This is a genomic window from Sphingosinicella microcystinivorans (genome assembly GCF_027941835.1).
Lineage (GTDB): Bacteria > Pseudomonadota > Alphaproteobacteria > Sphingomonadales > Sphingomonadaceae > Sphingosinicella.
On sequence record NZ_CP116005.1, the window covers coordinates 1608707 to 1630221 of the forward strand.

Sequence of the window (21515 nt, forward strand, 5' to 3'; positions counted from 1 at the left end):
GTGACGAAGGAACGAAGATGAAGCCCAAATCCTCCTTGAAAAAATCGGCCAAGCCCCCTGCGGAACGGGTGGTGAAGGATATCCGGCGCGCGACACGCCGGCACTTCTCAGCAGAGGACAAGATCCGGATCGTACTGGAAGGGCTGCGCGGCGAGGACAGCATCGCCGAGCTGTGCCGCAAGGAAGGCATAGCGCAGAGCCTGTACTATACCTGGTCGAAGGAGTTCATGGAAGCGGGCAAGCGGCGCTTGGCGGGCGACACCGCCCGTGCCGCGACCACCGGCGAGGTGCATGACCTGCGCCGCGAAGCCCGTGCGCTGAAGGAATGCGTCGCCGATCTGACGCTGGAGAACCGTCTGCTCAAAAAAAGCATGATCGCGGATGGGGAAGGCGGCGAATGAGGTATCCCGCATCCGAGAAGCTGGAGATCCTCAGGATCGTCGAGCAATCGCACCTGCCGGCTAAACGCACGCTGGACCAGCTCGGTATCCCGCGCAGAACCTTCTACCGCTGGTACGACCGTTACCTCGAGGGCGGCCCGGAGGCACTGGAGGATCGGCCATCGGCTCCAAGCCGAGTGTGGAACCGCATCGGCGATGATATCCAGCAGCAAATCATCGACATGGCGTTGGATACAACCGATCTGTCACCCCGCGAGCTCGCGGTGCGCTTCACCGACGAGAAGCGCTACTTCGTGTCGGAAGCCACGGTCTACCGTCTGTTGAAGGCCCATGACCTGATCACCAGCCCGGCCTTCATCGTGATCAAGGCGGCCGATGCGTTCCACACGAAGACGACACGGCCGAACGAGATGTGGCAGACTGTCAAACGGCGTTCAAAAGGGACCCCCGATCGGCGTCGAAGAGGGACCCCCTTTTCGGATAATATGATGCTGGTTTGTTGAAGATGGCCTTGCGCTGCGTGCGGCGGAGGGCGGGCGTAGCCCGACCGGAGGCGCGCGCAGCGCAAGATAGATTTTTGAAGGCGCCGAAGGTGGCTGTCAGCTGCGGTTTTTGAAGCGCCAGCTGTCGTTGCCCGTCTCGACGATATCGCAGTGGTGGGTGACGCGGTCGAGCAGCGCCGTGGTCATCTTGGGATCGCCGAACACGGTCGGCCATTCGCCGAAGGCGAGGTTCGTGGTGATGATGACGCTGGTCCGCTCATAAAGCTTGCTGATGAGGTGGAACAGCAACTGCCCTCCCGAGCGGGCGAACGGCAGATAACCGAGCTCGTCGAGCACGATCAGGTCGAGCCGCGACAGCTGCGCCGCCAGGGTCCCGCCTTTGCCGATCCGGGTCTCCTCTTCGAGGCGTGTCACCAGATCGACGGTGTTGAAGTAGCGGGCGCGAGCGCCCCTTCGCACGACATTGGCGGTGATCGCGATGGCGAGGTGGGTCTTGCCTGTCCCCGTGCCGCCGACCAGCACGATATTGCGGCGAGGCGGGAGGAAGGAGCCATCGTGAAGGGAGCGGATCATCTCCTCATTGATCGGTGTGCCCTCGAAGCTGAACCGCTCCAGGTCCTTCACCACGGGCAGCCTCGCAGCCGTCATCCGATAGCGGATGGAGGCTGCATCCCGGTGGGTCGCCTCAGCACGGAGCAGGTCGGTCAGTATCTCCATGGTGGTGCGCTTGCGCTGGAGGCCGGTGGTGACCGCCTCGTCGAACGCCGCCGCCATGCCCTTGAGTCCGAGGCCGCGCATCGTGTCGATCATATCATGCCGCTGCATCATAGCCTCGCAGCAGATCATAGCGGGCACAGTCGGCGAGCGGAGGATGCTGCAGCATCCGGTCTTCCGAAGTGACGATGCTGTGGGGTGTCGCCGGCTCGCGGCGCCGGGAGAGGATGTTGAGGATCAGCTCGTCGCTGGCCGTTCCGTTCGCCAACGCTTCGCGCACGGCAGCCTCTACCGGCTCCAGGCCATCGGTGAGCACCGCCGAGAGGACCCGCACGAACCTGCGATCGGCCTCGTCCCCGGTGCCGAGCCTTCGCCGTAATCGGTGCAGGGCGGGCGGCAGATCCCAGTCCTGGAACGGTGCGCCGTTACGCAGCGCGCCGGGCTTGTGCGCGAGGACCGGCAGATAATGCCAGGGATCGTATATCGTGCGGTTCCGACCGAAGTGGCGCTCATGCTCCCCGACGATCGCATCGCCGCAGCGTATGACGATGCGATCGGCATAGGAGCGCACCTGAACGGTCCGGCGTGCGGCCGTCGACATGACCGAGTAGCGGTTGCGATCGAAGCTGATGAGGCAGGTGCCGGTGACGGCATGCTCGCTCTCATGGAAGCCGTCGAACGGTGCCAGGATCGGCTGCAGGGCCGGTCGCTCCATATCCAGCGCCTCGGCGACGGTAATATCCCCGCGTTCGGGATGGGCATGATGCTCGGCCCAGCGCCGGCACTCGGCCTCCAGCCACCCGTTGAGCTCGGCCAGGCTGGCGAACCGGAGTCGCGGCTGGAAGAAGCGGCCTCGGATCGTCTGGACCTGCTGCTCGACCTGGCCCTTCTCCCATCCCGCCGCCGGCGAGCAGGCGGTCGGCTCGACCATGTAATGATCGGTCATGATCAGGAAGCGGCGGTTGAACACACGCTCCTTGCCGGTGAACACGGCCGTCACCGCCGTCTTCATATTATCGTAGATACCGCGTCGCGGCACACCGCCGAAGAACGCGAACGCCCGGGCATGGGCATCGAACAGCATCTCCTGGCCCTCGCGCGGATAGGCTCGGACATAGGGTGCGCGCGAGTCGCAGAGACGCATATGCGCCACCTTCACCCGCATCGGCTTGCCGGCGATCTCCACATCCTCGTGGCTCCAGTCGAACTGGTAGGCCTCACCCGGCTGGAAGGTCATCGGGATGAACGCCGGTGCGCCTTCGCCAGCATCCTTCCGCCGCGCAGCACGCCAGCGCGCCGCATAGCGGCGCACCGCATCATAGGATCCATCGAACCCCTCGCGCACCAGCAGGTCATGGATACGCGTCATCCGTAGCCGATCGCGGCGGCCGCGACCTTCGTTCTCCTCAAGCAGCGCATCGAGACGATCCTGATAAGGACCGATCCGCGGCAGCGGCTGGACTTTGCGCTGATAGTTGAACGCCGCCTCCGGCGACCGGATCGCTTTGCGGACGACCTTCCGCGACAAACGAAGGTCACGAGCGATCGCCTTGATCGCCTTACCCGCTGCATGCTCACGCCGAATCCGAACCACTGTCTCCACGATCAACATCCCGTTCTCGCCAACTGATCAAAACCAGTCGGCCGACTAAATCCCCGGGATGAAGGGGTCCTTTTTGCACGCCGATCACCCCACGAAGGGGGTGCCTATTGCACGCTGATCCTCAGCTTTGGCCGTGAACTGGTCGTAGGCTTCAACGGCCTGCGCGGCGTACATCAGGCTGGGCCCCGCGCCCATGTAGAGCGCCATGCCCATCGTCTCCATCACCTCCTCGCGCGTTGCGCCGTGGCGGACGGCGGCCTGTGCGTGGAAGGCGACGCAGCCGTCGCAGCGGATTGCGACCGAGATGGCGAGCGCGATCAGTTCCTTGGTCTTCGCGTCGAGCGCACCCGCGTCGGTCGCGGCCTTCGCCATCGCCGAGAACGCCTTCATCACCTCGGGCGTGCCGAGCCGCACCTCCTTGATCGAGCCCGAAAGTTCCGTCGCTATCTGTGGCCAGTCCTTGTGCATTTCGCGTCTCCTGCTGCCGGTTTTCAGTTGCCGCCGATGAGCGCGAGCAGGCGGTAGGCGGCGACGATCCTGTCCGTGCGCGCGCCGGTCGCGGCGACGCCCGCGCCGAGCGCCTCGCGCTCGGCGTCGAGCAGGTCGAGCTGCGGCTTCATGCCGACGCGCACCTCGTGCCGCACGCCGGCGAGCGCCTGTTCGGCGGCCCGCGCCTGGTCCTCCGCGGCGCTTTCGACGAGCAGCGCGGTGCGCACGTCCTGGAACGCCGCGATCACCGCTTCCTCGATCTGCATTTCCGCGGCGCGCATCCTCGCCTCGGCGGCGCGCACGTCGCTCGCCGTCTCGGCGATCTTCGCGGAAACGCGCCCGCCGCTGAACAGCGCCCAACGGGCGCGCACGCCGACCGTGGTGCTGTCGGCGCGGTAATCGGGGAAGAACTGGTCGCGCACCGCGCCCGCTTCGGCGAAGGCGCCCACGGTCGGCAGGCGTTCGGCGCGCGCGCCGCGCGCGGCGGCCTCGGCGGCGCGAAGGCCCGCCTCGGCCTCGGCCAGCATCGGGCTTCGCGCCTTGGCGGCCTCCATCGCCTCGTCCAGCGTGACGGGAAGCGGCGGATTGCCGGGCAGCGGCTCCAGCCCCGCCGCGTCGAGGCCGGTGAGGCTCCGGAAGCGTGCGGCGGCCGAGACCTTCATGCCTTCGGCGCGGGCGAGCCCGGCGCGTGCCTCTGCGAGCCGCGCGGCGGCCTGCGAAACGTCGGTGCTCGGGCTCTCGCCTGCCTTGAAGCGCAGTTTCGCCTGACGCTCGATCTCGGCCGTCTCATCGACGAGGCGGGCGTGCAGCGCCGCCATGCGCTCGGCGGCGAGCACGTCGCCGTAAGCGCGCGCGACGTCGGCGGCGATGCGGCTGCGGATGCTGTCGCGTCCGGCCTCGCGCGCGGCGAGCCCGGCCTTCGCGGCGGCGATCCCGGCGCTCACGCGTCCGCCGGTGAACAGCGGCTGCTCGATCGTCGCCTGCACGGCACGGGGATGCACGGTCTCCGCGCCGAGACCGAAGAAGTCTTTCGGATCGAGCCGCCCGTAGCCGTAGGTGCCGCTGATCGTCGCGGTCGGCAGGCGCCCCGCCTCGGCCTGATCGAGCCGCGCTTCCGCCGCGCCCGCCTCGGCATCGGCGGCGGCGATTTCGGGCGCGTGACGGAGCGCGGCGGTGATCGCCTCGTCCAGCGTCACCGCTGCGGCAGGCAGGGGGAGGGCCGCGAGCGCGAGCGCCAGCGTCGCCCGCGCAGGCTTCATTTGAACGCCGTGCCCGGCCGGACGCCCAGCTTCTTGAAGACCATCGCGGCGGGGCAGAAGCCGGTGAATCCCGCCTGGATCATGTTGAGCCCGGCGAACGCCGAAAGCCCGATCCACCACGGATGCACGGTGAGCGACAGGGTGATTCCGAGCAGGACGACGCACCCGGCGAAGATGAGAACGACACGGTCGAGGGTCATGATGGTACTCCTTCTTCCAACCTGTTTCAGCGCGGCATCCGCAGCTTGCGGATGCCCGTCACATGCAGCGCGAGCTTCTCGTAGAAGGGCTCGCTCTCACCCTTCCTGACCTTGCGCAGGAAGTATTTCTCGAAGGCGATCTTCGCGAGGTGCACCCACTTGCCGCTCGCCGACCAGTTGACGTTGCGGGGCGGGATCTGCGGCTGCGCGACGAACGCCACGCCGCCGTCGCCGAAGTCGGCGAGGCACACGGCGTTCCACGTCGCCTCGGCGGCCGGTTCGCGGCCCTCGACGAGCGCGGCGAGGTTTTCCGCGATGGCCGTCACCATCGATTCGATCATGAAGCCGGTCTTGGGGACGCCCACGGGAACCGGCGTCGGCCCGGTCGGCGGAATGGCGACGCAGACGCCGAGCGCGAAGATTTCCGGGAAGGCGGGGCTCCGCTGGTGTCTGTCGACGATGATGAAGCCGCGCGGGTTCGTCAGCCCCGCGATGCCGCTGACGGCGGGCACGCCGCGAAACGCCGGGAGCATCATCGCATAGCCGAAGGGCAGGGCGTGCGCCGCCTTCACTGCGCCGCCCTCCGCGATCTCCTCCACGTGCATCGTGCCCGGCTCGACCTTCGTCACGCGCGCGCTGGTGATCCATTTGATGTGGCGCTCGCGCAGCGTGCTTTCGAGCAGCGACTTGGTGTCGCCGACGCCGTCGAGGCCGAGGTGGCCGATATAGGGCTCGGCGGTCACGAAGGTCATCGGCACGCGGTCGCGGATCCTGCGGCGGCGAAGCTCGGTGTCGAGGATCAGTGCGAACTCGTAGGCGGGGCCGTAGCAGGAGGCGCCCTGCACGGCGCCGACGACGACGGGGCCGGGAGTCTCGACGAAGCGGTCGAAGGCGTCCGCCGCTGCGGCGGCATGGTCCGTCCGGCAGACGGAGACGGTGTGGCCGCCGTTGGGGCCGAGCCCCTCGATCTCGTCGAAGGCGAGGTCGGGGCCGGTTGCGATTACGAGATAGTCGTAAGTGATGCTTCCGCCGTCGTTGAGTTCGATGCGCTTTTCCGCTGCGTGGACACGCCTCGCGCCGACCGACGTGAAGCCGATCTTCTTGCGCGCGAAGATCGACGGCAGGCTGATCTGGATCGCCTCCGGCTCACGCCAGCGCACGGCGACCCACGGGTTCGACGGAATGAACGAATACAGGTCGGTATCGGAGATCGTCATCACCTCCGCGCGGCCTTTCACGGCTGCCTGTATTTCGTAGGCGGCGATCGTGCCGCCCAGCCCGGCGCCCAGAATCACAATCCGCGGTCGGCTCATCGCGATCCTCCTTCGACCGGCCTTCATTCATTAGCTTGACTGAATATAAGAATTACACGATATATGCAATAGGCAAATTGAAAGGCGGAAGGCGATGTTCGGATCTGGCGGCAAGGCGCACAAGGAGATCGCGCCCGCGGCGCTGCACGCGATGCTCGGGCACGGTTCGGCGCTGGTCGTCGACGTTCGGGAAGCGGATGCGTTCGCGGCCGGCCACATCGAAGGCGCCGTCAATCTGCCGCTGTCCCGCTTCTCGCCCGCCGATGTTCCGGACGCCGACGGGCGGGCGATCGTCCTGCAATGCGCGGCGGCGAAGGCCGCCATCGACACGCACCTTGCCGGGGGCCTCGCCGCATGGGCGGCGGGCTGTCCGGTGGTCCGCTGACGGCCGGGAACAGGGAGCCTGCGATGAAGATCCGTACCCTGCTTGCCGCCGCCGCGGCGCTCGCGCTCCCCGCCTGCGGCGGAAGCCCTGAACCCGCGGACAAGGCGGCCGTGCTTCCTGCCGGCGAGTCGCTGAAGCTCGCCTACACGGAGATCGCGGACATGAAGGCCGTGGGCGCGGAGATCGCGACGCGCGATCAGGCGGAGGCGCTGGCGCGCATCCCCGGAACGCTCGTCGGCCTCTCGGTGCGCGCGGGCGATACCGTCCGCAAGGGCCAGCGCCTCGGCATGATCGTCGATTCGCGGCTCGGCCACGAAACCGCGGCCTATGGCGCGCAGGCCGCGGCCGCCGAGGCGGAGGCCGTGCGTGCCCGCGCCGAGCTCGCGCGCGCGCAATATCTCTACGACAACAAGGTCTATGCGAAGGCGCGCCTCGATCAGGCCGTCGCCGCCGCGCGCGCCGCGGACGCGCAGGCCGCCGCCGCGCGGTCGCAGCAGGAGGCAAGCGCTGCCGCGGCGGGGCAGGGCGCTGTCCTCGCGCCCGCCGACGGCCGGGTCCTCAGCGCCGACATTCCGGCGGGCTCGGCGGTCGTGCCGGGCATGTCGATCGCGACCGTCACCGCCGGTCCGCCGGTCGTCCGCCTGTGGCTCCCCGAATCGCTGGCCGGAAGCGTCCGCGTCGGCGCGCGCGTGCGGATTGCGGACGGCGATCTTCCCGGCGAGGCGCGCGTCGTGCAGGTCTATCCCGGAGTCAGCGCCGGGCGCGTGCGCGTCGATGCCGCAGCGCCCGGCCTGTCCGCCGCCTTCGTCGGGCAGCGCGTCACCGCCGCGATCGAGGTCGGACGGCGGCAGGCGCTGGTGGTGCCGCGCCGCTTCGTCTCGACGCGCTACGGCATGGATCAGGTCGACGTCGTGACTGCCGACAGGCGTCTCAGCGCCGTGCCCGTTCAGGTCGCGCCGACGTTGGAGGCCGGGTCGGTCGAAATCCTGAGCGGCGTTGCCCCCGGCGACACGCTGTTCGTTCCGGGCAGGCCCTCATGAACCTCGGCATCTCGGGCCGCCTGACGCGCGCCACCATCGCCTCGCCGCTGACGCCGCTGTTCCTGATGGCGGCGATCGCCGTCGGCCTCCTCGCGCTGTTCTCGATCCCGCGCGAGGAGGAGCCGCAGATCAGCGTGCCGATGGTGGACATTCAGGTGATGGCCCCCGGCCTGTCCGCCGCCGATGCCGTCGAGCTCGTCGGCATCCCGCTGGAGACGATCGTGAAGAGCGTCGACGGCATCGAGCATGTCTACACGCAGGCCGAGGACGACGGCGTGATGGTGACGGCGCGCTTCCTCGTCGGGTCGGACCCCGAGGACGCCGCCATCCGCATCGAGGAGAAGCTGCGCGCGAACTGGGACCGGAAGCCCGTCGGCATTCCCGACCCGAAGGTCACGGTGCGCGGCATCAACGACGTGCCGATCGTCGTGCTCACCCTCTCGCCGCAGCCAGGTGCGGCCGGTGAGTGGACGGACGGCGCGCTCTACGAGCTGGCCGCGAAGCTGCGCACCGAGGTCGCCAAGGTGGAGGACGTGGGCCTCACCTTCCTCGTCGGCGGGCGGCCGGAACAGATTCGCATCGCGCCCGATCCCGCGAGGCTCGCGCGCTACGGCGTGCCACTCGGCAGCGTGATCGAGGCGGCCGGGGAGGCGAACCGCAGTTTCCCGCTCGGCAGCATCCGCGAGGGCGGCAAGGCCGTCGCCCTCACGGCGGGGCAAACGCTCTCCTCCGCGCAGGAGGTCGGCCTGCTCACCGTGCGTGCGGTAAGCGGCGCGCCCGTCTATCTGCGCGATGTCGCCGCCGTCACGCAGGGTCCGCGCGAGGATCAGGCGCGCGCGTGGCGCTGGGCGAGGCGGGACGGCGGCTGGTCGAGCGCGCCCGCCGTCAGCCTCGCCGTCGCCAAGCGCGCCGGGGCGAACGCCGTCGTCGTCTCCAACGCGATTCTGGAGCGTATCGAGGGTCTCGAAGGCAGGCTGATCCCGGACGGGGTCGAGGTCGCCGTCACCCGCAATTACGGCCAGACCGCGAACGAGAAGGCGAACGAACTGCTGTTCCACCTCGGCCTCGCCACGGTGTCCATCGTGGCGCTGATCGGCTTCGCGATCGGCTGGCGCGAGGCGGCGGTGACGGCTGTCGTGATCCCCACGACGATCCTGCTCACCATGTTCGCCTCCAACCTCATGGGCTACACGATCAACCGCGTCAGCCTGTTCGCGCTGATCTTCTCCATCGGCATCCTCGTCGACGACGCCATCGTGATGATCGAGAACATCGCCCGCCACTGGGCGATGAAGGACGGGCGGAGCCGAGTAGACGCGGCGATCGAGGCGGTCGCCGAGGTCGGCAACCCCACCGTGGTCGCGACGCTCACCGTCGTCGCCGCGCTGCTTCCGATGCTGTTCGTCTCCGGCCTGATGGGGCCGTACATGGCGCCGATTCCGGTGAACGCGTCCGCTGCGATGGTCTTTTCCTTCTTCGTCGCGGTGGTGATCGCCCCGTGGCTGATGATCCGTTTCGCCCGCAAGGCGCTCGCAGGCGGCGGAGACGGCCACGAGGACGGCGGCAGGCTCGGCACACTCTACGCGCGCGTCGCGCACCGCGTCATCGACAGCCGCGCGTCGGCGCGCAATTTCCTCGTCGGCGTCGCGCTCGCCACGTTGCTCGCCTGCTCGATGTTCTACTTCAAGGCGGTGACGGTGAAGCTGCTGCCCTTCGACAACAAGTCGGAGGTGCAGGTCGTCGTCGACGTGCCCGAGGGCACCAGCCTCGAGGCGACATCGCGCACGCTGGAGGATGTCGCCGCCGTCGTGCGCGGGCTTCCCGAGGCGACCGCGATGGAGGTCTATGTCGGCACCTCGGCGCCGTTCAACTTCAACGGCCTCGTCCGCCATTATTTCCTGCGCGCGCGGCCCGAGATGGGCGACGTGATGGTGACGCTGCTGCCCAAGGGCGACCGCGACCGTTCGAGCCACGAGATCGCGCTCGACCTGCGCGAACGCCTCGCCGCGCTGAAGCTGCCCGCGGGCGGATCGCTCAAGGTCGTGGAAACGCCGCCGGGGCCGCCCGTGCTGGCGACGCTGCTCGCCGAAATCTATGGGCCCGATGCCGAAACGCGGCAGAAGACCGCCGCCGAGGTCGAGAAGATCTTCCGGTCGGTGCCCTACATCGTCGACGTCGACAACAGCTTCGGCGAGCCACGTCCGCGCCTCCGCCTCGTGCCGGAACGCGCCCGCATCGACTATTACGGCCTGTCGCAGCGGCAGATCTCCGACACGCTCGGCGCGCTGATGGGGGAGACGGTGGTCGGCTACGCGCCGCGCGGCGGCGGCCGCACGCCGCTCCCCATCGGCATCGCGCTCGCGCAAGGCGACCGGCGCTGGACGGAAACGCTGGCGAGCACGCCCGTCGCCGTCACGCCCGCGGGCGATCTCGTCGAGCTGGGCGCGGTGGTGGACGCGCGGCGGGAAGCGGGCAGCCGCACGATCTTCCGCCGCGACGGCCGCTACGCCGACATGGTCACCGCCGAACTCGCCGGGGACTATGAAGCGCCGATCTACGGGATGCTCGCCGTGGACCGCGCCGTCGCGGACCACGACTGGGCCGCGCAGGGCCTCGCGAAGCCCGTGGTGCGCCTCAACGGCCAGCCGGAGGACGAATCCGTGCCGACGCTGCTGTGGGACGGCGAGTGGGAGATCACCTGGGTGACGTTCCGCGACATGGGCGCGGCGTTCATGGTCGCGCTGCTCGGCATCTACATCCTCGTCGTCGCGCAGTTCCGCAGCTTCCGCCTGCCGCTCGTGATCCTGACGCCGGTTCCGCTCACGCTCGTCGGCATCGTCATCGGCCACATGCTGTTCCGCGCGCCGTTCACCGCGACCTCGATGATCGGCTTCATCGCGCTCGCCGGCATCATCGTGCGCAACTCGATCCTGCTCGTCGATTTCATCCGGCACAGCGCGGCACCGGACAAGCCGCTGCGCGACGTGCTGATCGCGGCGGGCGCGATCCGCTTCAAGCCGATCGTGCTGACGGCGGCGGCGGCGATGATCGGCGCGGCGGTGATCCTCACCGATCCGATCTTCCAGGGGCTTGCAATCTCGCTGCTGTTCGGGCTTGCCTCCTCCACCCTGCTCACCGTGCTCGTCATTCCGGCGATCTACGTGGTGCTGCGCGACGACGGGAGACCGGCGACGACATGATGACGGGCGATACACCCGCGGCGATGCTCGCGGCCTGCGCCGAGGAGGCCGCCGCCGTCCTGAAGCTGCTCGCCAACCCGCAGCGGCTGATCGTGCTTTGCCGCCTGTCGGAGGGCGAGGCCTCGGTGAACACGCTCGTCGAGCTGACCGGTCAGGCCCAGTCGAGCATCTCCCAGCACCTCGCGAAGCTCCGCGAGGGCGGCATGGTCGCCACGCGCCGCGAGGGCACGACGATCTTCTACCGCCTCGCCGACGCGGGCGTCCACGCGCTCATCGACATGCTCTGCGAGCGTTTCGGCGGCCCGGCCAAGGCCGGAAAGGCGTGATCGCGGCGACCGTCGTTTACAGGATTCTGGCAAACGTCGCGGCCGAACCGCGCGCGCGCCTCCTCGGCGCTTGATCGCTCTCTTGGGGCACGGCGAGGCGGGCAAGGAACGCCGCCGCCGGTGCCGCCGCCTCCGGCGCGACGCTGTAGTAGACGAGCTTCGCGGCGCGGCGTGTGTTCACCAGCGCCGCCTTGCGCAGGATCGCGAGCTGCTGCGAAAGGCCGGGCTGCCCGACGCCGGTCAGCGCTTCCAGCTCGCCGACCGAGGTTTCCCCCTTCGCCAGCAGCGTGCCGAGCAGGCGCAGCCGCGTCTCGTGCCCGAGCGTCCGCATGAGCTCGGCCATGCGTTCCAGATCGGCGTCGGGCAGGGTGTCAGCCATCGCGCCCGGCTCCGGGGTCGGGCGCGCTGCGGCAGAACCACAGCGGGTCGTCGCCGCGCGCCAGCAGCGCGGCCTGATCCTGATCGGGCGGCAGCAGCACGTCGCCGCCGGGCCGCCAGCCTTCCGGCGTCACGATGTTGTCGCTGTCGACACGCTGCAACGCCGCCACCACGCGCAGCATCTCCTCCACGGACCGGCCGATCGTTGCGGGATAGGCGGTGATCGCGCGGATGATGCCGTCGGGGTCGATGACGTAGGTGGAGCGCATCGTCGCGGCGTCGGGCGCGCGGTCGGCGATCATGCCGTAGGCCCGGCCGATGACGAGCGAGGCGTCCTCGACGATCGGGAAGCTGACGGTGACGCCGAAGGCGTCGCGGATGGCGCGGATCCAGGCGAGATGCGCGTAGAGGCTGTCGACCGACACGGCCATCAGCGCGCAGCCGAGTGCCGCGAAGCGATCGGCGGCGCGGGCCAGCGCCACGAACTCGCTGGTGCAGACCGGCGTGAAGTCGGCCGGGTGCGAGAGCAGCACCAGCCAGCGTCCCCGGAAGTCGGAAAGGCGGACCACGCCCGTCGTCGTCCGCGCCTCGAAATTGGGGGCGGGGTCGCCGATCTGCGGGCCTGCCGCGCTGTTCGCTTCCGCCGTCATTGACGCTCCGCGGCCTTTCCCTACATAGTTACAGGAAAGGTGTAATAACCATGACGGACGGAGTAAAGCCGGCGGCCGATCCCCTGATGATCGTTTGTCCCGCCTGCGGGGCCGCCAACCGCGTCCCGGCGGCGCGGCTCGGGCAGATGCCGCGCTGCGGGCGCTGCAAGGCCCCGCTTTTCACCGGCAAGCCGCTCGATCTCGACGCCGCCGCGTTCGAACGCCGGATGAGAACCGAAAGCCTGCCGTTGCTCGTCGATTTCTGGGCGTCGTGGTGCGGCCCCTGCCGCGCGATGGCCCCGGCGTTCGCGGCGGCGGCGCAGGCGCTCGAGCCTCATGTCCGGCTCGGCAAGGTCGATACGGAGGCCGAGCAGCAGATCGCGGGCCGCTATGCGATCCGGTCGATCCCGACCATGATCCTGTTCGCGCACGGCCGCGAGGTGGCGCGCACGGCGGGCGCGATGGACCGGAACGCGATCGTCGGCTGGGCGCGCGGGCATGTGGCGGGCTGCTGAAGTCAGGCGCCCGGAATCGTCGCCTGCCCCCGGCCTGCGCCCCGACCCGCGCACGGAACGGCCTGCCCCGTTTCTCGCCCGGAAGATCGGAGTCGGGCTTATCCGCGCGTGCGGGGCGGCCTAGCTGGCCGGGTGTCAGTCGGGGGTCGCGTATGGGTCCGGAAGTGTTCGCCAGCCAGATCAGTGCCATGGTGCAGGCAGGGGCGCTGCTCACCAGACGGGCGGACGTGATCCTGCAAGCCGTCGCCGCGGCGGATGTGACGGACGCCGATGCGCTCAATGCCATCGTGAAGGCGGTTTCGGACGGTCAAGTTTCCGAAGACCATCTGCGCGTGCTGATGGAGCGCGCGCCGGCCTTTGCCGACATGCTGCGCGGCGGGCTGCGTCCCCTCCTCGGCCCCGCCACCGAGGCGCGGCTCGCGAATCTGGCGCGCCACGGCCACCTCACGATTTCCGTGCTCGACCGGGCGCTCTGCAACGTGCTGCGGGCGAAGGCGGCCTGAAACCTTTGTGGGAGCGTTGACCGGCCCGGCCGTCGTTGCTGTTCCGTGCTGACAGGCGGCGGCGCCATCGGTATCTATCGGCGCCATGCCATCTGCGGCTCTCTTGACGATCGCGCTGATGCTCGCGCCGACGGTGGCGACGGGCGAGCCGCCTGTCGTCCCCGAAGCGGTGCTGGACGGCGACCCGGAGACGCTGCCGCCCGCGCCGCCCGTCGCGGCGGACACCACGCCGGACCCCAGCCTGCTTGCGTTGCAGCCGGCAACGACGCGGCTTTTCCATGCGCTGAAAGGCGGCGCAGACGACGAGGAGCTTGAAAAGCTCGTCTCGGCGGTGGTGGTCGAGCTCGACGTGAACTGCCCGCGCGTTCGCGAGTACCAGGTGTTCCGCTCCTCCGCGCGGGCCCGGACGCTCAAGGTGAAATGCACCGAGCGGCCGCTCTACGCGATCACCGTGGGGGCGTCGGGCGAGGGCTTCGTTTCGGGCGGCGACGGCACCATCGACCAGATGCGCCTGCAGGACGGTCCCATCAAGGCCGTGATGGGCCTCCGCGTCGAGGAGTATCTGGCGAACGAACAGGCCCAGGCGCGTGCCGCGCAAAGCCCGGATGGCGACGCGGCGCTGCCTGCCGACGCGCGCGCGGCGCAGCGCACGGTGGAAACGCACCGGGGCCGTCAGTGGCTCGCGGGCCTCGCGATGGGCGTCGGCCTTGCGGCCGGGAGCGCGGTGCTCTGGCTGATCGTGCGCGAGCGGCGGCGGCAGCGCCGCGCCTATTCGCGCTGGCGCGGCCTCGACAGCGGTGCGAAGGACCAGCTCGTCGAGCAATCCGAAGAGGTCTATCCCAACCTCTACCGGCATCCCGAGGGCGTGTTCATCGCGCGCGGGCGGCGGGGCAAGCGCCGCCTGTTCTCCTCGCTCGTGCTCGCCTATCTCTACGCGAGCCGGGGCATCAAGCTGTTCGAGATCCGCTGAGCGTGGCGGACGCGGCGGTCGTGCGGGTGGATGCGCGCGGGATGCGCTGCCCGCTCCCCGTGCTGCGGCTTGCGCGCGCGCTCCGCGAGCATCCCGAGGCGACCGAGTTCGAGCTTGTCGCCGACGACCCCGCCGCGGCGCGCGACGTGCCGGCCTTCGCCGGGGAGCAGGGTATCGACGCGGCGGAAACGGGGCCGCTCCGCTGGCGGATCAGGCGGATGGCGGCCTGAACGCCGGGCCTTTCGGGCCTGTCATCTTCGCCATTTGCGCCCATCCCCGATTCGTGCAGCATGATGCGAAACGGGGAGGAATGAGATGATGCGTGCGTGGATCGTGGCGATGCTCGCGGCGGCGCATCCCGCAGCGGCGGAAGCGCCGAGCGCAGCGACGAAGGCCGCGAACGGCGCGGCGGCGGCGGCATTGCCGTTCGGAGACACCGAGGATTTCGACTTCGCGCGGCGCGGCCTCGTGGCGCGGCCGGACGCGGACGTGACCGGGCCGGACGGCCGCGTGATCCGGTCGTTCGCCGACGACGCGAAGATCGCGGGCCCGGCGCCCGATACGGTGAACCCGGGCCTATGGCGGAACGCGCAGCTTGTGAGCGGGGCCGGGCTGTTCGCGGTGGTGCCCGGCATCTGGCAGGTGCGTGGCTACGATCTTTCGAACATGACGCTGATCCGGGGCAAGACCGGCCTCGTCGTCGTCGATCCGCTGACCACGGTGGAGACCGCGCGCGCCGCGATGGCGCTCGCCCGGCGGCACATCGGCGACCTGCCGGTGGCGGCGGTGATCTACACGCACAGCCACATCGACCACTTCGGCGGTGTGCGCGGCATCGTCGAGGAGGCGGACGTGAAGGCGGGCAAGGTGCGCATCTACGCGCCCGACGGCTTCATGGCGCACGCGACCTCGGAGAACGTGATCGCCGGCCCGGCGATGAGCCGCCGCGCCGTGTTCATGTTCGGGAACATGCTGGAGCGCGGCCCGGAGGGAATCGTCTCGGCCGGGATCGGGCCGGTGGTGGCGGGCGGAACCTACAGCCTGATCGCGCCCACGGACGTGATCAGGGCGGGCGGCGAGGCCATTCAGATCGACGGGATCGCCTTCGAGTTCCAGCTGACGCCCGGCACCGAGGCCCCCGCCGAGATGAACTTCTACCTGCCGGATTTCCGCGCGCTCTGCCTTGCCGAGAATGCGAACGGCGCGATGCACAACGTGCTCACCCCGCGCGGCGCGCTGGTGCGCGACGCCAAGGTCTGGGCGGACTACCTGACGGAGGCGCTCGCCCGCTTCGGGGGCAGGAGCGACGTGGTGTTCACCTCGCACTTCTGGCCGCGCTGGGGCGGCGAGACGCTGCGGCGCTACATGGCGCTGCACCGCGACGCCTACAAATACCTGCACGACCAGAGCGTCCGGATGATGAACGCCGGGCTGAACGGCAACGCGATCGCGGAGGCGATCGCGCTTCCGCCCGAGCTTGCGGGCGCGTGGTTCAACCGGCCCAACTACGGCTCGCTGAAGTTCAACGCCCGCGCCGTCTACCAGCGTTACATGGGGCACTACGACGGCAACCCCGCGCACCTCGATCCGCTGCCGGATGTCGAACGCGGCAAGCGCCTCGTCGCCGCGATGGGCGGCGCGCGGAAGGTGCTCGCCGAGGCCGCGAAGGCGCGCAAGGTGGGGGACGAGCGCTGGGCGGCCGAGCTTCTTTCCCACCTCGTGATGGCGGAGCCGGAGAACGGCCGCGCGCGCGAGATGCTCGCCGCCAGCTTCGAGCAGATGGCATGGGCCGCCGAAACCGCGCCGTGGCGCAACATCTACCTGTCCGGCGCGCGCGAGCTGCGCGGGCACCCCACGAGCGGCGGCGGGGCGAACACGGCCGAAATCGCCATGTCGACGCCGCTCGCCGACCTGCTCGACCTCATGGCGGTGCGCCTCTCGCCCGAAAAGGCGGCCGGAGCGGACCTTTCCATCGGCATCGCGCTCTCCGACAGCGGCGAGCGCCGCCTCGTCAGCGTGCGGAACCGCGTGCTCGTGCATCAGGCGTGGACGGAAGGCGCCGCCCCGGCGGTGACGCTCACCAGCCCGCGCCGCGTGTTCCTCGGCCTCGTCGGCGGGCAGGTGAAGGCGGCGGACGCCGTGGAGAAGGGCCTCCTCCGCATCGACGGCGACGCAGCGCAATTGCAGCGCTTCACCGGCCTTTTCGAGCCGCCGCCGCCGGGCTTCGGCCTCGCGCTTCCCTGAGACGGGCGTAACCACCCGGCAAGCATCGGCGGAAACCAAAACTTTACCCGCGTGGCGGAAGATCGCCTGCGCAGAATAAGGTAAGGATCGCGCGCGTGGAGAAGCTGGACATCACCGACCCCGGTCTGCCGGTCGTCGACATCGAGGTCTTCGAGAAGACGCGCGCCACCATGGGCGCGGGGTTCATCAAGATCATCACCTATTTCGGCGAGGACGGCGCCAAGGCCGTGGCCGAGATCGAGACCGCGCAGCGCGAGGGCAACGCCGCGCGCATGGTGATGCCCGCGCACACGATGAAGTCCGAAGCCCGCCAGTTCGGCGCGATGACGCTCGGCGACCTCACCGAGCGCATCGAGATGGGCGCGCGCCGCTGCGTCGAGCATCAGGAGGCGCCCGACGAGCTGCTCGTCCTCGTCGCGCGGCTGAAGCCGCTGTTCCGCCGCACCATGGAGGTGCTGGAGCGCGAGACCAACCCGCTCGTGCAGCGCCGCGGCGAGGTCCGGAACGCAGCCGGGAACCAGAGCTTCGGGCGCATCTGAAAAGCCCGGAGGACGCATCGCCTGATGCGTGCTAGCGTGCGCGGCATGGGAAAACAGGCTGGCATGGCGTTCGCCGCGTTGCTGCTCGCGTCGGCGACTGCGCTGGCGGACGAACCGGCGTGCGACACGAACATCCGCGTGCGCGGCTGCCGCGCCGAGGTGCTGGCGGAGGGAAACACCGTCACCATCCGCACCGCGACCGACCAGTGCACGGTGGTGGACTGGACGCTGGACGGCGCGGCGCGCTCCACCGTCGTGACCGACGGCGAGGCGAAGATCGACCTCGGCGCCCCGGCGGGCGCGGCCGTGCTCGGGCAGTGCAGCATCGTGAAGGACCTGCGCGGCGTCGCGGCGCGCGAATTCGGCACCAGCGACGCGAGCGTGATCGGCAAGCCCCCCGAAGGCCGCGGCGAGACGACGGCGTGCAAGGGCTTGCGCGAAGCGGCGGTGGCGGCGCAGCAGCGCGCGGCGGCGGTCGCGGACTTCGACACCCGCAAGGCGTATCCGGACAAGGAGACCGCCTGCACGGAGATGCTGGCGAACTTCGAAACGCTGAACGCCGTGCTGCCCGCATTCATGGACGCTGCGGTCAACTATGCCCGCCAGTGCCAGCCCCCCGGCCGCGCCGACGCGCTGCGCACCGAACTCTCCCGCCGCGTGAACACTGCCCGCACCCAGCACGAGAAGGTGCGGCGGACGTGCATGAGCGGCGGCTAGACGCGCGCGATCCTGAAGACTTGCGAACCCCTGTCCGCACCGGCGAAACGACGTCGTGCGAGGGGGCTCAGCCCTCGCGGCCCATCAGCGCCGGGAAGAAGCCCTCGTAGGCGTTGCGGAGCGCGGCGAGGCTGACGGAGGCGCCGCCGCCCACGGTCACGGCGTCGCCGCCCGTGGTGCCGATGCGCCGCGCCGCCACGGGTGCACCATCCAGCGCGCCTTCGGGCGCAGTGACGACATAGAGCCCCTGATCCTCGCCGAAGGCCTGCGCCGTCGTGAGCGCGTCCAGTTTCGCGCCCGTGCCGCCCGCGAGCGCCATTTCGGCGACCGTGACGAGGAGGCCGCCATCGGAAATGTCATGCACGGCGCTCACCTTGCCGTCCGCGATCAGCGTGCGGATGTATTCGCCCGCCGTGCGTTCGGCGGCGAGATCGACCGCCGGCGGCGGGCCGTCCTCGCGGGCGTGCACTTCGCGCAGCCAGATTGACTGGCCGAGGTGGCCTGCCTGATTGCCGACGAGCCAGATCGGCTGTCCCGCGCCCTTGAACGCGATGGTCGCGCTCTTCTCGTAGTCCCCGAGCAGCCCGACGCCGCCGATGGCGGGGGTCGGCAGGATGCCGACGCCGTTCGTCTCGTTGTAGAGGCTGACGTTGCCGGAGACGACCGGGAAGTCGAGCGCCTTCGACGCCGCGCCCATGCCCGAGACGCAGCCGACGAACTGGCCCATGATCTCGGGCCTTTGGGGGTTGCCGAAGTTGAGGCAGTTGGTGATGGCGAGCGGCGTCGCGCCGACCGCCGAGAGGTTGCGGTACGCCTCGGCCACCGCCTGCTTGCCGCCCTCGAACGGGTCCGCGAAGCAGTAGCGCGGGGTGCAGTCCGTGGTGATGGCGAGGCCCTTGCGGGTACCGTGCACGCGCACCACCGCGGCGTCGCCGCCGGGGCGCTGCACGGTGTCGGCGCCGACCATGTGGTCGTACTGCTCCCACACCCAGCGGCGGCTGGCGATGTCGGGCGAGCCGATGAGCTTGAGGAGATCGGCGGCGAGGTCCGTGCTTTCGGGCACGCCCGTCAGCGGCACACGCTTCGGCGTCTCCACGTGCGGACGGTCGTAGAGCGGCGCCTTGTCGGCGAGCGGCGCGAGCGGAATGTCGGCGGCGGTCTCGCCCTTGAATTTGAGCACGAGGCGGCCGGTGTCCGTCACCGTGCCGATTACGGCGAAGTCCAGCTCCCACTTGCGGAAGATCGCCTCCGCCATCGCCTCGCGGCCCGGCTTCAGGATCATCAGCATGCGCTCCTGGCTTTCGGAGAGCATCATCTCGTAGGGCACCATGCCGGTTTCGCGGCAGGGCACGGCGTCGAGGTCGAGTTCCAGCCCGACGCCGCCCTTGGATGCCATCTCGACCGACGAGGAGGTGAGGCCCGCCGCGCCCATGTCCTGAATCGCGACGATGGCGTCCGAGGCCATGAGCTCGAGGCAGGCTTCGATCAGCAATTTCTCGGTGAAAGGGTCGCCGACCTGAACCGTGGGCCGCTTCTCCTCCGAATCGTCCGTGAACTCGGCGGACGCCATCGTGGCGCCGTGGATGCCGTCGCGGCCCGTCTTGGAGCCGACGTAGACGACCGGATTGCCGATGCCCGCCGCGGCCGAATAGAAGATCTTGTCGGTCTTCGCGACGCCCACGGTCATGGCGTTCACGAGGATGTTGCCGTTGTACGCCGGGTGGAAATTCACCTCGCCGCCCACCGTGGGCACGCCGACGCAGTTGCCGTAGCCGCCGATGCCGTGGACGACGCCCGCGACGAGGTGGCGCGTCTTGGCATGGTCCGGCGCGCCGAAGCGCAGCGCGTTCATGTTGGCGACGGGCCGCGCGCCCATCGTGAACACGTCGCGCAATATGCCGCCGACGCCGGTCGCCGCGCCCTGATAGGGCTCGATGAACGAGGGGTGGTTGTGGCTCTCCATCTTGAAGATGGCGGCGTCGCCGTCGCCGATGTCGATGATGCCGGCGTTCTCGCCGGGGCCGCAGATCACCCACGGCGCCTCGGTGGGCAGCGTCTTCAGGTGGATGCGGCTCGACTTGTAGGAGCAGTGCTCCGACCACATCACCGAGAAGATGCCCAGCTCCGTCAGGTTGGGCGCGCGGCCCATCGCGGCAAGGATGGTTTCATACTCGTCCGGCGTCAGGCCGTGCTCGGCGACGATCTCGGGCGTGATGGTGTCGGGCTTGCTGGTCATGGCCGCGCTCATAGCGGGGCGGCGCGCACGGTTCCAGCGCCTATTCGTGGAACTCCGCCATGTCCGGGATGCGGTTGAAGGCGATCTTCGCGCCGACATGGTCGGTGCGTCCGCCCATCAGCGGCCCGAGCGTCACGGCGTTCCTGCCGAACTTCGCGTTCGCCGTGTCCATCGCCCGGCTGAGGCGCAGGCCGCGCGCCTCGCGGGAGAGCGCGTGGTCGATGTCATCGCGGTCGAACAGCGCGCCCTGTTCGTGACCGGCGGGGACGATCTCGGCGAGCGTGACGCCCACCATGCGGATGCGCGCGCCGCCGGGCTGCCGGCGCGCCGCGTCCGCGAGGCGGGGCCAGAGCGCGTTCAGCTGCGCGAGGAAGCTGAAGCTGTCCTGCGTCAGCGGCAGGTGCTGGTGCGCGGCGAACTTGCCGCCCTCCTCCAGCCGGGCGTGGAGCACGAGGCTGCGCGCCGCATAGCCCTCGCGGCGCAGGCGGCTCGCGGCCTTCAGGCACAGGCGCCGCGCGGTGGCGAGCGCGGCGGCGGGGTCGCGCTTCGAAGGCGACAGCACCTGGCTATGACCGATCGAGCGGTGCTGCGTCGTGATCTCCGGCACCTCGTGGCCTGAGAGCGACCACCACAGCCGGTCGCCGTTCACCGCGCCCCACGCCTCGCCCGCGCGCCTGGGGCCGCGCGCGATGAGGTCGCGGATCGAAAGCACGCCCTTCGCGGCGAGGCGGCGCTCCATCTTGCGCCCGATGCCGGGAATGTCGGTAAGGCCCAGCGCATAAAGCCGTTCCGGCAGTTCATGCGCCTCGACGACGGTGAGGCCGTCGGGCTTCCGCATGTCGCAGGCGATCTTGGCGACGAGGCGCGTCGGCGCGACGCCGATCGAGCATTTGAGATACTCGCCGACGTTCGCCGCGATCCCCGCCTTGATGCGCCGCGCGAGATCGCGCACGAACGCCGGGTCGTTCTCGTTGTCCATCAGGCGGCAGGCGACCTCGTCGATCGAGCAGACCTTCGTCACGGGCACGTGCCGCTCCACCTCGGCCCTGATGCGGTTGTGGTAGTCGACATAGGCGCCGTGGCGGGCAGGGGTGATGATGAGATCGCGGCAGAGCCGCTTCGCTTCCCAGATCGGCGTGCCGGTGCGGATGCCGTAGGCCTTCGCCTCGTAGCTCGCGGCGATGGCGCTCGTCGTGTCCGTGTCCACCGGCGACACGACGACGGGCTTTCCGCGCAGGTGCGGCTGCAACTGCTGCTCGACACTGGCGAAATAGCTGTTCAGATCGAGGAACAGCCAGCGAAGCGGCAGATCGGAGCGCATGGGCGGGAG

The 21515-nt window shown here is 69.6% G+C and carries 21 protein-coding genes and 1 pseudogene; 12 read left to right on the forward strand and 10 right to left on the reverse strand.

Annotated features, from left to right (window positions below):
- Positions 1-17: 17 nt before the first annotated feature.
- A pseudogene (locus PE061_RS07865) lies at positions 18-823 on the forward strand (helix-turn-helix domain-containing protein); the annotation flags it as partial.
- A 177-nt stretch (positions 824-1000) separates the two neighbouring features.
- On the opposite strand, the gene istB reads toward PE061_RS07865, so the two are convergent.
- The 6 genes from istB to PE061_RS07895 all read right to left on the reverse strand — a co-directional run bounded on the left by istB (position 1001) and on the right by PE061_RS07895 (position 6482).
- Positions 1001-1729, reverse strand: coding sequence for an IS21-like element helper ATPase IstB (gene istB, locus PE061_RS07870; RefSeq protein WP_031304487.1), 729 nt, complete (start codon positions 1727-1729; stop codon positions 1001-1003).
- Complete coding sequence (gene istA / locus PE061_RS07875; RefSeq protein WP_021238707.1) at positions 1716-3230, reverse strand: IS21 family transposase; 1515 nt, start codon at positions 3228-3230, stop codon at positions 1716-1718. Before istA ends, istB begins: the two co-directional genes overlap by 14 nt.
- 75 nt (positions 3231-3305) lie before the next feature.
- Entirely contained in the window at positions 3306-3689 is a 384-nt protein-coding gene (locus PE061_RS07880; RefSeq protein ID WP_271258540.1) for a carboxymuconolactone decarboxylase family protein, read from the reverse strand.
- A 23-nt stretch (positions 3690-3712) separates the two neighbouring features.
- On the reverse strand, positions 3713-4969 hold the full coding sequence (locus tag PE061_RS07885; RefSeq protein ID WP_271258541.1) for a TolC family protein: 1257 nt from the start codon (positions 4967-4969) through the stop codon (positions 3713-3715).
- A complete protein-coding gene (locus tag PE061_RS07890; protein WP_271258542.1) occupies positions 4966-5169 on the reverse strand; it encodes a YgaP family membrane protein in 204 nt (67 codons plus the stop codon). The genes PE061_RS07885 and PE061_RS07890 overlap by 4 nt, the downstream gene beginning before the upstream one ends.
- A 26-nt stretch (positions 5170-5195) precedes the next feature.
- Entirely contained in the window at positions 5196-6482 is a 1287-nt protein-coding gene (locus tag PE061_RS07895) for an NAD(P)/FAD-dependent oxidoreductase (protein ID WP_271258543.1), read from the reverse strand.
- A gap of 94 nt (positions 6483-6576) precedes the next feature.
- Here PE061_RS07895 and PE061_RS07900 point away from each other — a divergent pair, with 94 nt between their 5' ends.
- From PE061_RS07900 to PE061_RS07915, 4 genes are read left to right on the forward strand one after another with little or no spacing between them, the layout of a single operon-like run.
- On the forward strand, positions 6577-6867 hold the full coding sequence (locus PE061_RS07900) for a rhodanese-like domain-containing protein (RefSeq protein ID WP_271258544.1): 291 nt from the start codon (positions 6577-6579) through the stop codon (positions 6865-6867).
- A 23-nt stretch (positions 6868-6890) separates the two neighbouring features.
- Positions 6891-7907 (forward strand): efflux RND transporter periplasmic adaptor subunit, encoded by a 1017-nt coding sequence (locus PE061_RS07905; protein ID WP_271258545.1) that lies wholly within the window; start codon positions 6891-6893, stop codon positions 7905-7907.
- The gene (locus tag PE061_RS07910) at positions 7904-11107 is read left to right on the forward strand and encodes an efflux RND transporter permease subunit (RefSeq protein WP_271258546.1); all 3204 of its coding nucleotides are present in this window, start codon (positions 7904-7906) and stop codon (positions 11105-11107) included. The genes PE061_RS07905 and PE061_RS07910 overlap by 4 nt, the downstream gene beginning before the upstream one ends.
- A complete protein-coding gene (locus tag PE061_RS07915; protein ID WP_271258547.1) occupies positions 11104-11433 on the forward strand; it encodes an ArsR/SmtB family transcription factor in 330 nt (109 codons plus the stop codon). The genes PE061_RS07910 and PE061_RS07915 overlap by 4 nt, the downstream gene beginning before the upstream one ends.
- A gap of 16 nt (positions 11434-11449) precedes the next feature.
- Here the strand turns inward: PE061_RS07915 and PE061_RS07920 are convergent, their stop codons facing one another.
- Complete coding sequence (locus PE061_RS07920; RefSeq protein ID WP_271258548.1) at positions 11450-11812, reverse strand: metalloregulator ArsR/SmtB family transcription factor; 363 nt, start codon at positions 11810-11812, stop codon at positions 11450-11452.
- The gene (locus PE061_RS07925; protein ID WP_271258549.1) at positions 11805-12461 is read right to left on the reverse strand and encodes a peroxiredoxin; all 657 of its coding nucleotides are present in this window, start codon (positions 12459-12461) and stop codon (positions 11805-11807) included. The genes PE061_RS07920 and PE061_RS07925 overlap by 8 nt, the downstream gene beginning before the upstream one ends.
- Before the next feature lie 50 nt (positions 12462-12511).
- On the opposite strand from PE061_RS07925, the gene trxC reads away from it, so the two are divergent.
- From trxC to PE061_RS07960, 7 genes are all read left to right on the forward strand, one after another.
- The gene (gene trxC, locus PE061_RS07930) at positions 12512-12976 is read left to right on the forward strand and encodes a thioredoxin TrxC (RefSeq protein WP_271258550.1); all 465 of its coding nucleotides are present in this window, start codon (positions 12512-12514) and stop codon (positions 12974-12976) included.
- Positions 12977-13128: 152 nt separating this feature from the next.
- A complete protein-coding gene (locus PE061_RS07935) occupies positions 13129-13479 on the forward strand; it encodes a hypothetical protein (RefSeq protein ID WP_271258551.1) in 351 nt (116 codons plus the stop codon).
- A 103-nt stretch (positions 13480-13582) separates the two neighbouring features.
- Positions 13583-14449 carry a hypothetical protein gene (locus PE061_RS07940; protein ID WP_271258552.1) on the forward strand — a complete coding sequence of 289 codons (867 nt, stop codon included), beginning with the start codon at positions 13583-13585 and terminating at the stop codon, positions 14447-14449.
- 2 nt (positions 14450-14451) lie between these two features.
- The gene (locus PE061_RS07945; RefSeq protein ID WP_271258553.1) at positions 14452-14679 is read left to right on the forward strand and encodes a sulfurtransferase TusA family protein; all 228 of its coding nucleotides are present in this window, start codon (positions 14452-14454) and stop codon (positions 14677-14679) included.
- Between the two features lie 85 nt (positions 14680-14764).
- Positions 14765-16693: an alkyl/aryl-sulfatase gene (locus tag PE061_RS07950; protein WP_271258554.1), complete on the forward strand. Its 1929-nt coding sequence runs from the start codon at positions 14765-14767 to the stop codon at positions 16691-16693.
- A gap of 95 nt (positions 16694-16788) precedes the next feature.
- Complete coding sequence (locus PE061_RS07955) at positions 16789-17232, forward strand: Hpt domain-containing protein (RefSeq protein ID WP_336297022.1); 444 nt, start codon at positions 16789-16791, stop codon at positions 17230-17232.
- Between the two features lie 45 nt (positions 17233-17277).
- Entirely contained in the window at positions 17278-17949 is a 672-nt protein-coding gene (locus PE061_RS07960; RefSeq protein WP_271258555.1) for a hypothetical protein, read from the forward strand.
- Between the two features lie 67 nt (positions 17950-18016).
- Here the strand turns inward: PE061_RS07960 and purL are convergent, their stop codons facing one another.
- Both purL and PE061_RS07970 read right to left on the reverse strand, forming a co-directional pair.
- A complete protein-coding gene (purL, locus tag PE061_RS07965) occupies positions 18017-20185 on the reverse strand; it encodes a phosphoribosylformylglycinamidine synthase subunit PurL (RefSeq protein ID WP_271258556.1) in 2169 nt (722 codons plus the stop codon).
- Positions 20186-20225: 40 nt separating this feature from the next.
- On the reverse strand, positions 20226-21506 hold the full coding sequence (locus PE061_RS07970) for a Y-family DNA polymerase (protein ID WP_271258557.1): 1281 nt from the start codon (positions 21504-21506) through the stop codon (positions 20226-20228).
- Positions 21507-21515 lie beyond the last annotated feature (9 nt).

Coding starts and splice junctions, on each gene's coding strand:
- istB (WP_031304487.1), bottom strand. CDS start 1,729: ATGCAGCGGCATGATATGATCGACACGATGCGCGGCCTCGGACTCAAG.
- istA (WP_021238707.1), bottom strand. CDS start 3,230: ATGTTGATCGTGGAGACAGTGGTTCGGATTCGGCGTGAGCATGCAGCG.
- PE061_RS07880 (WP_271258540.1), bottom strand. CDS start 3,689: ATGCACAAGGACTGGCCACAGATAGCGACGGAACTTTCGGGCTCGATC.
- PE061_RS07885 (WP_271258541.1), bottom strand. CDS start 4,969: ATGAAGCCTGCGCGGGCGACGCTGGCGCTCGCGCTCGCGGCCCTCCCC.
- PE061_RS07890 (WP_271258542.1), bottom strand. CDS start 5,169: ATGACCCTCGACCGTGTCGTTCTCATCTTCGCCGGGTGCGTCGTCCTG.
- PE061_RS07895 (WP_271258543.1), bottom strand. CDS start 6,482: ATGAGCCGACCGCGGATTGTGATTCTGGGCGCCGGGCTGGGCGGCACG.
- PE061_RS07900 (WP_271258544.1), top strand. CDS start 6,577: ATGTTCGGATCTGGCGGCAAGGCGCACAAGGAGATCGCGCCCGCGGCG.
- PE061_RS07905 (WP_271258545.1), top strand. CDS start 6,891: ATGAAGATCCGTACCCTGCTTGCCGCCGCCGCGGCGCTCGCGCTCCCC.
- PE061_RS07910 (WP_271258546.1), top strand. CDS start 7,904: ATGAACCTCGGCATCTCGGGCCGCCTGACGCGCGCCACCATCGCCTCG.
- PE061_RS07915 (WP_271258547.1), top strand. CDS start 11,104: ATGATGACGGGCGATACACCCGCGGCGATGCTCGCGGCCTGCGCCGAG.
- PE061_RS07920 (WP_271258548.1), bottom strand. CDS start 11,812: ATGGCTGACACCCTGCCCGACGCCGATCTGGAACGCATGGCCGAGCTC.
- PE061_RS07925 (WP_271258549.1), bottom strand. CDS start 12,461: ATGACGGCGGAAGCGAACAGCGCGGCAGGCCCGCAGATCGGCGACCCC.
- trxC (WP_271258550.1), top strand. CDS start 12,512: ATGACGGACGGAGTAAAGCCGGCGGCCGATCCCCTGATGATCGTTTGT.
- PE061_RS07935 (WP_271258551.1), top strand. CDS start 13,129: ATGGGTCCGGAAGTGTTCGCCAGCCAGATCAGTGCCATGGTGCAGGCA.
- PE061_RS07950 (WP_271258554.1), top strand. CDS start 14,765: ATGATGCGTGCGTGGATCGTGGCGATGCTCGCGGCGGCGCATCCCGCA.
- PE061_RS07960 (WP_271258555.1), top strand. CDS start 17,278: ATGGGAAAACAGGCTGGCATGGCGTTCGCCGCGTTGCTGCTCGCGTCG.
- purL (WP_271258556.1), bottom strand. CDS start 20,185: ATGACCAGCAAGCCCGACACCATCACGCCCGAGATCGTCGCCGAGCAC.
- PE061_RS07970 (WP_271258557.1), bottom strand. CDS start 21,506: ATGCGCTCCGATCTGCCGCTTCGCTGGCTGTTCCTCGATCTGAACAGC.